6 protein-coding genes are annotated in these 12,049 nt (G+C 69.7%); 5 read left to right on the top strand and 1 reads right to left on the bottom strand.

The annotated features are described in order from the left end of the window. Nucleotides 1–48: 48 nt before the first annotated feature. Nucleotides 49–1,080 carry a cache domain-containing protein gene (locus tag QBJ89_RS05370; protein WP_277979507.1) on the bottom strand — a complete coding sequence of 344 codons (1,032 nt, stop codon included), beginning with the start codon at nt 1,078–1,080 and terminating at the stop codon, nt 49–51. Between the two features lie 309 nt (nt 1,081–1,389). Here QBJ89_RS05370 and QBJ89_RS05365 point away from each other — a divergent pair, with 309 nt between their 5' ends. From QBJ89_RS05365 to QBJ89_RS05345, 5 genes are read left to right on the top strand one after another with little or no spacing between them, the layout of a single operon-like run. After that, complete coding sequence (locus QBJ89_RS05365) at nt 1,390–4,518, top strand: TonB-dependent receptor (RefSeq protein ID WP_277979506.1); 3,129 nt, start codon at nt 1,390–1,392, stop codon at nt 4,516–4,518. A gap of 58 nt (nt 4,519–4,576) precedes the next feature. Beyond that, on the top strand, nt 4,577–6,085 hold the full coding sequence (locus QBJ89_RS05360; RefSeq protein ID WP_277979505.1) for a tryptophan halogenase family protein: 1,509 nt from the start codon (nt 4,577–4,579) through the stop codon (nt 6,083–6,085). 46 nt (nt 6,086–6,131) lie between these two features. Beyond that, nucleotides 6,132–9,536 (top strand): glycosyl hydrolase 2 galactose-binding domain-containing protein, encoded by a 3,405-nt coding sequence (locus tag QBJ89_RS05355; RefSeq protein ID WP_277979504.1) that lies wholly within the window; start codon nt 6,132–6,134, stop codon nt 9,534–9,536. Continuing rightward, nucleotides 9,533–11,257: a carboxylesterase/lipase family protein gene (locus QBJ89_RS05350; protein WP_277979503.1), complete on the top strand. Its 1,725-nt coding sequence runs from the start codon at nt 9,533–9,535 to the stop codon at nt 11,255–11,257. Before QBJ89_RS05355 ends, QBJ89_RS05350 begins: the two co-directional genes overlap by 4 nt. Further along, nucleotides 11,254–11,973 (top strand): GDSL-type esterase/lipase family protein, encoded by a 720-nt coding sequence (locus QBJ89_RS05345; protein ID WP_277979502.1) that lies wholly within the window; start codon nt 11,254–11,256, stop codon nt 11,971–11,973. Before QBJ89_RS05350 ends, QBJ89_RS05345 begins: the two co-directional genes overlap by 4 nt. The last annotated feature ends 76 nt before the right edge of the window (nt 11,974–12,049 follow it).

Here is a 12,049-nt window from a genome sequence, read left to right as displayed (position 1 = left end):
GGTGCGCTGAAACGTGCCGGCGCGTGATCGGGTCCGTCTGTCAGTGACTTAGCGCGCCTGCCCCGTCAGCGCGGCGACGATCTCGCGCTCGGAGGCAACGTGATCCTCGATGATGCAGCGGAAGCCGAGCCCGGGCATGCCATGGTCGCTCGGTACCCTGGCCTGGGCGACGGTGAGGCCGTCGAGCGAGCGGGTGAGCCGCTCGGCGTCCGTGACGACATGCGGATGCGCCTCGAGATGGCGATAGCCGCCGGTAGTGGCGACCACCCGCCCCTCGGGGTCGACGATCGAGACGGTCGCGCGCGCGGCGCGGTTCATCACGCCGATCAGCTCCGCCACCTGCCCCTCAAAGTCGAACTCGAGGTAGCAGATCCCGACGATCACGCCCTCGCACACCACCGGCGCGACGTAGATCAGCACCTTGCGATCGTTCGACCAGGGGTTGACCCACACTTCGTCGGTGACCCAACCCGCGGTCGCGCCGCCCGACAGCACCCGGCGAAACTGCGCGAAGTCGGCGAAGTGGACATCGCGGACCGCCATATTCTCGTGCGCGCAGACCCGTACCTCGCCCTCGGCGTCGACCAGGAAGGCGTTGAGAAAATAAGGCGAATAGCCGAGCAGCGCGCGCAGCCGCTCAAGTGCGCGCGCCTCGGCGCGGGGATCGGTGTCGAGCAGCAGGCTCTCGCGGATGGCATGGTCCGAGGAGAGGAAGCGCACGTCGACCGAGCGATCGTGCAGCATGCGCGCCAGCGCGTCGGCGATCGATTGCGCCAGCTCGCCGAGCCGACCGCCCTCGAGTTCGCTGACGAGCTCCGTCGCGATCTCGCTGCCCTGGCGCAGCCGGCCGAGCAGTTCCTCGCGGAACGCGTGCGACGAGCTGCTCGCCTGCGCCGCAAGCGACTTCACTTCCTGCGCAACGACGCCGAAGCCGCGGCCAGCCTCCCCGGCGCGCGCGGCCTCGATCGCCGCGTTGAGGGCGAGCAGCTTGGTCTGCGCCGCGATCGCCTCGGAACGATCGGCATGCGCGCGCACCTCGGTGCTGAGCGATCCTAACAGTGAGCGGATGCGACGCGGCATGGTTATTCCCAGGTGAAGCGGCCGGTTTAGGGAAAGAGGGTGAACGACGCGTAACCCACACCGGTCAACCGCTCGCCGCATCATGCCGGCGGTGGGTCCTCGCCGTCCCTGGCGGTCGTAGACAGTCGCGGTTCAGAGCAATGTGCTATTTCCGCAACATGTATCCGGGGAAATGAGCCCGTAGGGGAGAACGTTCACATCTTCCTCTGGCCAGAACGGCTTAGCTGCTTGACAGCGCGAGCGCATCCTCGGATTAAATCAATTTAATTGACGTATCGCCGAAGAGCGCGTCTGCCAAGGAGGGGATTTATGAAGGGGCTCAATGGGTTGAACGCGAGCCGCGCGAAGCTGCTCGCCGCGGTGTCGCTGGTCGGGCTGCTCGGCCTGCCGCTCGCCGCCGCCGCACAGACGGGCGCAGGCACTGCCACCGGGGACGCGGGGACGACCGATCCCGATCGCGTCGCGGCACCGGATCAGGCCGGCGAAGAGCCCGCCGACATCGTCGTCACCGGCATCCGTGCGTCGCAGGCGCGCGCGATCGAGGTGAAGCGCAACGCCGACAGCGTGGTCGAGGCGATCAGCGCGCAGGACATCGGCAAGCTGCCCGACGTCACCATCTCTGACTCGCTCCAGCGCATCCCGGGCGTGCAGATTCGCCGCGACGCGGGCGAGGGCGCCGCGGTCAACATCCGCGGCCTGCCGCAGGTGACCACATTGCTCAACGGCGAGCAGTTCCTCGGCGCCAACTCGGTGACGACGGTGCAGCCGAACTTCACCGACATTCCGTCGCAGCTCTTCTCGGGCGCGACCGTGTACAAGTCGCCGACCGCCTCGCTCCAGCAGGCGGGCCTCACCGGCACGATCGACCTGCTGACGCGGCGCCCGTTCGATCTCAAGCAGGGGTTGACGTTCTCGGCCGCTGGCGAGGGCCAGTATGGCGACAAGACCGAAAAGTGGAACCCGTCGTTCAACGGGCTGGTCGCCTTCCACGGCGACCGCGTCGGGCTGCTGGTATCCGCGTCGTACAGCGACCTGACGCTCGCCAACAGCTTCCGCGGCGTGCAAGACTATGGCGTATCGTTGCGCAACGAGTCGGGCAGTGCCACCAATCAGGGTGACTTCGCGGTCGGCAACAACGGCGTCAGCCGTGGCACGCCGGTGCGCGACGCGAGCGGCAACATCACCGGCTATGATGTCAACGGCGACGGCGACGCCAACGACGCGTTCATCACGCCGCAGTCGCACACCGCGTGGAACCGCATCACCGATCGCCAGCGCTTCGGCGCCAACGCGTCCTTCCAGTTCGAGATCAACGACGCGCTGCGGCTGACCGCCGACGGCTTCTACACGCGCCAGACGCAGTACGACCGCACCGCCGGCTTCCAGTTCCAGAACATCGATTGGTTGTCGTCGCCGTTCTCGCCGACCAAGTCGCGCGACACCGGCGCGACCTCGGGCGGCTACAACGTCAACACGGTACAGCAATATACCTACGCGCTGCCGAGCTTCGACAGCTATTCGGAGACCTTCCGCACCAAGAGCGAGTCGCAGAACTACAACGTGCAGCTCGACTGGAAGCCGAGCGACACGTTCAAGGCAACCGTGCGCGGTATCTACGGCAAAGCCAACCGTGACCGTGACCAGTCGTACACGCAGTTCAGCCTGACCAACGGCCGCCAGTGGGGCTATCAGGCCGACGGATCGAAGCGCACCGAGGGCGTCGCCAACGGCGGCTTGGGCAATTATCCCGCCTCGGTCGGCGGCGACCGCACCTTCAACCCGACCGGCTATCAGGTCTACACCGACACCGCGACGGTCGATTATTCGAGCGGCGCGCCGGTGTTCGGCTTCTCGCCCGGGTTCCTCGCCCAGGCGGGCGACGCTTCGCGCTACGGCCTGAAGACGGTCTCGTCAGAGGGCAACGTCTATCAGAAGGGTGACATCTGGGCGCTGCGCGCTGATGCCGAGTGGCAGGCGAACGACCAGCTGAAGGTCGCGTTCGGCGGCCGCTACGGCGAGCGCAGCGTCAACCAGTTCACCTTTGACCGCGTCTCGCCAATCTATGCCGGCAACACCGACAATCCGGCCAACCCGGCAGCGGGCTGCCTGGTCAAGTGGAAGGCGTTCGACGTCAACCTCGATGACAAATCGTGCCCGGTCTATGACGCGCAGGGTCGCGGCTACACCGCGGGGCTGACGCGACAGGCGACCGATCCGATCTTCGCCGGGATGATCAAGCAGTATCAGCTGCCGGCGGCGGGTACGCCGACGCTCTGGGCGCTCGATCCCAAGGCGATGGACGACAGCGAGTCCTGGCAGAACAAATTCTACCCGGGTAGCCAGAACCTGATCAACCCGGCTCTGTCGTTTGACGTCAACACGCGCCAGATTTCGGGCTATGCGCAGGTGTCGGGCGAGGGCGAGCTGCTCGGCATGCCGTTCCGCGCCAACGGCGGTCTCCAGGTGGTCAGCACCCGCCTCAACGTGCGCCAGAACGTGGTCGGCGTGCCGCAGCCGTACGGGGTCTCGGGCGTCGACGCGGGTGATGTGCGCACCGAGCGGCAGTTCACCGACTTCCTGCCGTCGATCAACGTCGCCTTCGACGTCACCGATAAGCTGCGCGCGCGTGCGGCCTTCTCGAAGACGATGACGCTGCTCGACTTCCAGCAATGGGGCGGTGGTCTCAACGTCAATTACGCGATCAACACCGCCACCAACCTGTTCGAGGCGCGCACCGCCGACTCGCTCGGCAACCCGAATCTCAACCCGTGGCGCGCGACCAACGTTGAGGGCAGCCTCGAATATTACACCGGCCGGTCGAGCTTGGTTGCGGCGGGCGCTTTCTACATCGCGGTGGACAGCTTCATCGATCGCACCACCGAACTGCGCAGCGACATCCCCGACAATGACGGCGTGATCCGCCGCCAGGTCGTCACCAACACCTTCCGTCAAGGTGAGGGCGGGACGCTCAAGGGCGTCGAGCTCTCGGCGCGCCAGTCGCTCGCCGATTACGGGGTGAACGGGCTGTTCGGCGGCTTCGGCGTCGACGCCAACTACACGCTGTCGCTGGGCGATGCCGGGCTCGTCGACCTGGCCGGCAACAACCAGCCGTTCCAGGACAATTCGAAGCATCAGATCAACGCCGCGCTCTGGTTCGAGAAGTACGGTCTGCAGGCGCGCGTCGCCTACAACTATCGTTCGAAGCGACTGGTGTCGTCCAACTATGGCGGCATCGACGGCCTCGCCCAGTATCAGCAGCCGACCAATTACCTCGACGCCTCGATCTCCTATGACGTGACGCCGTTCCTTACCCTCTACGGCCAGGCCTCTAACCTGACCGCCGAGACCGAGCGCTACTATCTCACCTGGCCCGATCAGGTGCTGTACGAGAACATCTACGAGCGGCGCTTCATCGCCGGCGCGCGCGTCCGCTTCTGATCGCCCTGGTCACCGCTCTTGCCGTCGGGCAGGAGCGGTGACGGGTGAGGGACGCATCATGACGCACGCACCAATCCGCTCGATCACGATCGTCGGTGGGGGCACCGCCGGCTGGATGGCGGCGACCTGGCTGGCGCGCCGCTTCGCGCATCTCCGGCTTGCCATCACCGTCGTCGAGAGCGCCGCGATCGGCACCGTCGGCGTCGGCGAGGCGACGGTGCCCGCGATCCGCGACTTTCTCGCCGCGGTCGAGCTCGGCGAAGCCGACGTGCTGCGCGAGACCGAGGGCACGATCAAATACGGCATCCGCTTCCGCAACTGGGAGCGCGACGGTCACGACTTCTTCCATCCCTTCGGCCTGTACGGCGTGGCCGCGCGCGGCGTTGCCTTCCACCATTACTGGCTCAAGCTGCGCCAGGCGGGCGACGCGACGCCGCTCGGCGCCTATTGCCTCGCCACTCAGCTGGCCGAGCGCGACCTGTTCCTCCCGCCCGCCGAGCGGCCGACCAACGATCTCGGCGTGTTCAATTTCGCGCTCCACTTCGACGCGTCCAAGTTCGCCGCGCTGCTCAAGCGGCTCGCACTCGCCAACCATGTCCGCCACGTCGAGGGCCGGATCACCGACGTGCTGCGCGACGGCGAGCGCGGCACCGTGGAGGCGGTGCGGCTTGAGGACGGGAAGCGCATCGAGGGCGATCTATGGATCGACTGCTCCGGATTCCGCAGCCTGCTCCTCGGCGAGGCGATGGAGGTGCCCTATGTCGACTGGCGCCGCTGGCTGCCGTGCGACCGCGCGGTCGCGATCCCGTGCCGCGCGTCGGGGCCGCATCGCCCGCTCACCACCGCCACCGCGCGCCCGGCCGGCTGGCAGTGGCACATCCCGCTGCGGCACCGCACCGGCAACGGCTATGTCTATTGCTCCGACTTCGTCACCGACGACGCCGCCGAGACGACATTGCGCGACAGCCTGGAGGGCGACGCGCTCGCGCCCGCCAACCGGCTGCGCTTCACGACGGGGCATCGTGCGCGTTTCTGGGAAAAGAACGTCGTCGGGCTTGGGCTCGCCTCCGGCTTTCTCGAGCCGCTCGAGTCGACCAGCATCTCGCTGATCCAGTCGGGGCTCGACCGGCTCGCGCCGCTGTTCCCCGACCAGAGCTTCGACCCACGGCTGGCGGAGACCTACAACCGCCAGTCGGTGTTGGAGTTCGAGCGCATCCGCGACTTCCTGCTGCTCCACTATCTGCCCAACCGTCGCGACGGCGAGCCGTTCTGGGACGCGATCCGCGCGGTGCCGCCGACCGAGGGACTCCAGGCCAAGCTCGACGCGTGGCGCGCCGCGGGCGAGTTCGTGCGGCGCGAGTGGGACACGTTCCAGGATCCGAGCTGGCTCAGCCTCTACGCCGGCTTCGACGACCTGCCCGCGCGGCCTTCGCCGATGGCGGACCAATATGATCTCCTGACGCTCACCGACAGCGTGACGCGGATGCGCGAGGCGATCGAAGGCACGCTGCGATTGGCCGAGCCGCACCAGGATTTCCTCCGCCGCGTCGCCGGCGGGGGACAGTGACAGAGCGCCGCGGCGCCAACCGGGAAGAATGACGATGGGGTCGAACATGAAGCGGGCGGCATGGCTGCTGGCGGGGACCGGACTGGCGCTGGGCGCGACGATCGCGGCGCGCGCCGACGTGCCGGGCAACGGCGGGCCGTACAACGTGCGCAGCCTCGCCGGCGGGATCGGGATCGAGCGCCCGCTTGCGCGCGCCGAGGCGTTGGTCGCGGCGGGCGCGCCCTATACGCTGAGCGCCTGGGTCCGCCCGGGCTCGGCGCAGGACGGCGCGGTCGCGCTGATCGCGCTCGGCGCCGCGCCGACCCAGCGCGCGCTAATGCTCGACGGCGGCCGGCTGGTGCTGCGCGACGGCGCGGCGGTGGTCCGCGGACCCGCGCTGACGCCCGGCAGATGGGTCCATGTCGCGGCGGTGTCCGACGGTGCGCGCGCCACGCTCTACGTCGACGGGCGCCGTGTCGGCGCTGGTGCGGCGCGCGCGACTGCGGTGACGCCGGTGATCGCGATCGCGCCGCCGGGCGCGGCACATTTCGGCGGCCAGCTCGTCGGCGCGACGGCGGAGAGTGGCGCCGCCGACGCGCGCGCGCTCGCCGCGGCGGCGCGAACCCGCCCCGACTTCGATACGGTGCAGATGACCGAGATCGGCGTCGGCTGGCCGTTCCAGAAAAGCGCCAACATCGGCCTCACCGTCCAGCAGGACGCCTGGACGCTCCCAAAGTCGCGCGCTGACGCGACGACCAAGCCGGTCGCCAAGCCGCTGCCCCAGCAGCCCCTGATGCAGCCCACCGCACCGGGCCATTGGCAGCTCAACGGCTGGCAGCTCGCCGCTGCGCCCGAGGTGGCAGGTGACGGCGCTTCGCTTTCGCGGCCGGGCGTTCTCAAGGGTGACGCGTGGCGCGCTGCGACCGTGCCCGGTACCGTGCTCCAGAGCCTGGTCGACCGCGGCGTCTACCCGGACCCGTATTACGGCCTCAACAACCTCCAGATCCCCGAGCGGCTCGCCAAGCAGGATTATTGGTATCGCACGCGCTTCACCGTCCCGCCGGAGGCGGCGGGCAAGAGACTGACGCTCGTCTTCGGCGGGATCAACTACGCCTCGGAGGTGTGGGCCAATGGCGAGCGGCTCGGCACCACGCGCGGCGCGTTCATCCGCGGCCAGTTCGCCTACACGCCGGTAGCGGGCGAGAATGTCGTGGCAGTGCGCGTCTCGCCACCGCCGCACCCCGGCATCCCGCACGAACAGTCGGTCGCCGCGGGCGTCGGCGAGAACGGCGGCCAGCTCGCGATCGACGGCCCCACCTTCGTCGCCACCGAGGGATGGGACTGGATCCCCGGCATCCGCGACCGCAACACCGGCATCTGGCGTCCGGTCGAGCTGGTCGCGACGGGCGCGGTGAAGATCGGCGACCCGCACGTCGTCACCGACCTGCCGCTGCCGCGGACCGACAGCGCGGACGTCTACGTCACCGTGCCGCTCGACAACGCCGGCGCCGCCGCGCCGGTGACGGTGCGCGTTGCCTTCGGCGGTATCACGGTCGAGCGCCAGGTCACCGCCGCGCCGGGGCATAGCGAGGTCGCCTTTACCCCGCGTGACTTCCCGCAGCTGCGCGTCGCGAACCCGCAGCTGTGGTGGCCGAACGGCTATGGCGCGCCGCACCTCTACGACGTCACCTATCAGGTGAGCGACGCCGCGGGCGTATCCGACCTGCGCAAAGGCCGCTTCGGCATTCGTGAGGTGAGCTACGATCTCTCGCTGTTCGACCCCGCGGGCGCACTGCGCCGGGTCAACGTCCAGACCACCGACGGCGCGCTCGCGGGTACCAGGCTGATCGACGTGCGCCACGCCGCGATCAAGGAATCGCCGCGCGGCTGGGCCGAGTCGCTCACGCCCGCGGGCGCGACCTCGAAGGCGGTGACGCCGATCGCCGAGACCCTGCCCGAGCCGCACCTCACGCTGCGCGTCAACGGCGTGCGCATCGCCGCGCGCGGCGGCAACTGGGGCATGGACGACGCGATGAAGCGCGTGAGCTACGACTGGCTCAAGCCCTTCTTCCGGCTCCAGCGCGAGGCGCACATGAACGTCATACGCAACTGGATGGGCAACAACGACGAGGAGGAGTTCTTCGATCTCGCCGACGAGAACGGCATGATGGTGCTCAACGATTTCTGGCAGTCGACGCAGAATTTCCAGGTCGAGCCCGACGATCCCTCGCTGTTCCTCGCCAACGCGCGCGACACGATCGCGCGCTACCGCAACCATCCCTCGATCGTGCTGTGGTTCGGCCGCAACGAGGGCGTGCCCTATCCCACGCTCAACGAGGGGCTCGACCAGGCGGTGTTCGAGCTGGACGGGACGCGCTGGTTCACCGGCAGCTCGAACGTGGTCAACCTGCAGGGCTCGGGGCCGTATAATTACCGCCCGCCGGTCGGCTATTTCACCGATCTCGCCACCGGCTTTTCGGTTGAGACGGGGACGCCCTCGCTGTCGACCGCGGAGTCGATCGCCAGCTACGTGCCCGCGGCGGACCGCTGGCCGCTCGGCGACGTGCTGGCGTACCACGACTGGCATGTCAGCGGGAACGGCGACACCAAGACCTTCACCGCGACGCTCGAGCGCATGTTCGGCGCGGGCACCAGCTTCGCCGACTTCGAGCGCAAGGCGCAGATGATGAACCTCGAGACGCACAAGGCGATGTACGAGGGCTTCCTCGGCCATCTCTGGACCAAGAACTCGGGGCGGCTGTTGTGGATGACGCACCCCGCCTGGCCGTCCAACGCGTGGCAGATCTACTCCTGGGACTATGACACGCACGCGGCATACTATGGCGCGAAGAAGGCGACCGAGCCGCTCCACGTCCAGCTCAACCTGCCTGGCAACGAGCTGGTGGTGCTCAACACGACGCAGGCCGCAGCACCGGGGCTGACCGCGCGCGTGCGCGTGGTCGGACTCGACAATCGCGAGCTGTTCGCGCGCGCGGACCGCCTCGACGCCGCGGCCAACGCCGCGACGACGCTGGCGGCGGTGCCGCTCGACCGGCTGTTCGCCGATCACCCGATGGTATTGATCAAGCTGGTGCTGGCAGACGCGGCCGGGAAGACGGTGTCGGAGAACTTCTACTGGCGCGGGCGCGACGAGGGCGCCTATCGCGCGCTCAACGATCTCGCTCCGGTCGCGCTGGCGACGTCGGTGGAGAGCGCGACCGAGGGCGACGACCGCGTCGTCCGGGTGACGTTGGGCAACGACGGTGCGGTGCCCGCGCTGAACGCCAAGCTCACGCTGGTCGACGCCGCGGGCAAGCGCGTGCTGCCGGCCTATTACGACGACAATTATGTCGCGCTGCTGCCGGGGGAGAAGAAGGTGATTGCGATTCGCTATCCCGCAGGCGCCGCGAGCGCGGCGGCGGTGACGCTGGCGGGCTGGAACGTCCGCGTGACCAAGGTGGCGGTGAAGTGAGGCGCGCACTGCTCGCCGCGCTGGCGCTGGCGGCGGCGACTGGGGCGGATGCGTCCGACGTCCGCGTGCTGGCCGATGTGCACGCCTCCACCCTTTTCCGTCATCCCGGGCGTTCTCCGGGATCCATGACGCCGCGCATCTACCGCGTGGCGACCGTGTGGAACAGTGAGTCCCGGCCCACGTCCGGGATGACGGAGCCAGGGGTCGGGCGCTCCTCGCCGACCGCGACGAGCACCGTGTTCCTGCGCACGCAGGAACCCAGGACCGCGAACGCCGGCGCGCGTGACCCCGGGCTCCTGCCTCCGCAGGAGCACGCGGGCAGCGCTGCCCCCGTCGCGCGCACCAGCATCGGCAGCGTGCGCGGTACCAGCGCGGGCGGCCACCTCGTCTTCCGCGGCCTCCCTTACGCGGCTGCCCCGCTCGGCCCGCGCCGCTTCGCCCCGCCGGCACCGCCCACGCGCTGGCCGGGCGTCCGCGACGCCGCCGCTCCCGCGCCGGCCTGCACCCAGCAGGACTACACCTGGAACCGCGCCGATTACCTTCACCAGTCGGAGGACTGCCTGACGCTCGACGTCGGCACCGAGGCGCTCGCCGGCCGCCGCCCCGTCCTCGTCTGGATCCATGGCGGCGCCAATTACGCCGGTTCGCCCGGTGACATGGCCGAGTCGCCGATCGTCGCGCGTGGCATCGTCATGGTCGGTGTGCGCTACCGGCTCGGCGCGCTCGGCTTCCTCCACCACCGCAGCGCGGGCGGCGGCAATCTCGCGACGCAGGACCAGATCGCGGCGTTGCGCTGGGTTCACGAGAATATTGCGCGCTTCGGCGGCGACCCCGACGCCGTGACGATCGCGGGCGAGAGCGCGGGCGCGCAGGACGTCGGTCTGCTCGTCGCCGCGCCCGCCGCGCGCGGGCTGTTCCGTCGCGCCATCATGGAGAGCGGCACGCCCGGCTTCGGCCTGCCGTGGCGCTCGCGCGAGGAGGCGCTGCGGCTCGGCGACCAGGTCGACGACGCGCTCGGCGCGCGCGGTGACGCTGCCGCGATGCGCTCCGTAGCGGCGTGGCCGCTGCTCGTCGCGGGTGAGGCGACGCACGATCAGCTGCTGACCGACGACAGCTACCGCTGGCTGCGCACCACCGTCGACGGTACCGTCTTCCCCGCGGCGCCAGACCGGCTGCTCGCGTCGGCGCCGGGCGTCGACGTGCTGATCGGCACCAACCGGATCGAACTCGACCTTCCCGGCGGCCACTCGCGCCGCGACACCTTCGTTGCGCTGAGCTACCCGGGCCGCGAGGCGGAAGCGCGACGCTTCTACCGTCTCGACCAGCCCGAGCCGCGCGCCGACCCCGCCGACCGCGACGGCACGCGCGACCAGCGCATCGCCACCGACGCGACCTTCCGCTGCCCGGCGCAGCGCTTTGTTGCGACGATGGCGCGGCGCGGCGGCAAGGTGTGGCGCTATCTGTTCGACGGCAGCGCCACCGGCGCGCCGACGCGGCACGCGCTCGAGATCCCGTTCATCTACGCCGACCAGCCGCTCGGCCGGCTCCACCTGATCGACTATTGGGCCAATTTCGTGAAGACGGGCGACCCGAACGGCGCCGGCCTGCCGAGCTGGCCCGCGGCGGATGCGGCGCAGACCTATCTGGCGCTGGACGCCGCCGGCGCGCGCGCCGCCGTGCCACCGGCCGAGGACGTGTGCCGCTGGGGAGACTCGCTGTGATCGATCGACGCGCTGCGCTGCTGGGAGTCGCCGGCGGGATCGCCGCCGGGGCGCTCGCCACCCCCGCCACTGCGGCGGATGACGCCGCCGAGCGCCGGCTTCGCGAGGACTGGCCGTGGCTCGGTCGCTACGCCGCGGACAACCGCCAGCTGATCGAGGCGCGCGCGAGCACCGGCATCGTCTTCCTCGGCGACTCGATCACGGAGGGCTGGGGCAGCAAGCGGCCGGGCTTCTTCACGCCGGGGCGCGTGAACCGCGGCATCGGCGGTCAGACCACGCCGCAGATGGTGTTGCGCGTGATGGCCGACGTGGTGGCGCTGCGCCCGCGCGCGCTCCACCTGATGGCGGGCACCAACGACATCGCCGGCAACACCGGACCGATGACGCCGCAGCAGACGCGCGACAACGTCACCGCGATGATCCAGCTCGCGCGTGCCAATCGGATCGAGGTGCTGCTCGGCTCGATCCCGCCCGCGGCGAACTTCCCGTGGCGGCCGGGGCTGGAGACGGTAGCGCCGATCCGCGCCTTCAACGCCTGGGCGCGCGAGGCCGCGCCGCGGCTGGGCGCGCGCTTCGTCGACTACACCCCCGTGCTGGCGGACGCGGCGGGCGGGATGCGTCCAGGTCTGGCCTATGATGGCGTCCACCCGACCGAGCGGGGCTATGACGTGATGGCGACGGTGATCGAGCCGGTGCTGCGCGGGATGAAGCTGTAGCGCGGTGTCGGGGCCACTGTGCTCCCGCGACGCCGGGAGCCCAGGGCCAACAGCGCTGCGCTAGGCCGCTCTCGCT

The organism is Sphingomonas phyllosphaerae, from assembly GCF_029623345.1.
Classification (GTDB): domain Bacteria; phylum Pseudomonadota; class Alphaproteobacteria; order Sphingomonadales; family Sphingomonadaceae; genus Sphingomonas; species Sphingomonas phyllosphaerae_C.
The sequence above is the reverse complement of the archived record's forward strand: the minus strand, read 5'-3'. Positions and strand labels throughout refer to the sequence as shown.

Excerpts from the sequence above, each read along its gene's own strand:
- QBJ89_RS05360 (WP_277979505.1), top strand. The coding sequence starts at position 4,577 with ATGACGCACGCACCAATCCGCTCGATCACGATCGTCGGTGGGGGCACC.
- QBJ89_RS05370 (WP_277979507.1), bottom strand. The coding sequence starts at position 1,080 with ATGCCGCGTCGCATCCGCTCACTGTTAGGATCGCTCAGCACCGAGGTG.
- QBJ89_RS05365 (WP_277979506.1), top strand. The coding sequence starts at position 1,390 with ATGAAGGGGCTCAATGGGTTGAACGCGAGCCGCGCGAAGCTGCTCGCC.
- QBJ89_RS05355 (WP_277979504.1), top strand. The coding sequence starts at position 6,132 with ATGAAGCGGGCGGCATGGCTGCTGGCGGGGACCGGACTGGCGCTGGGC.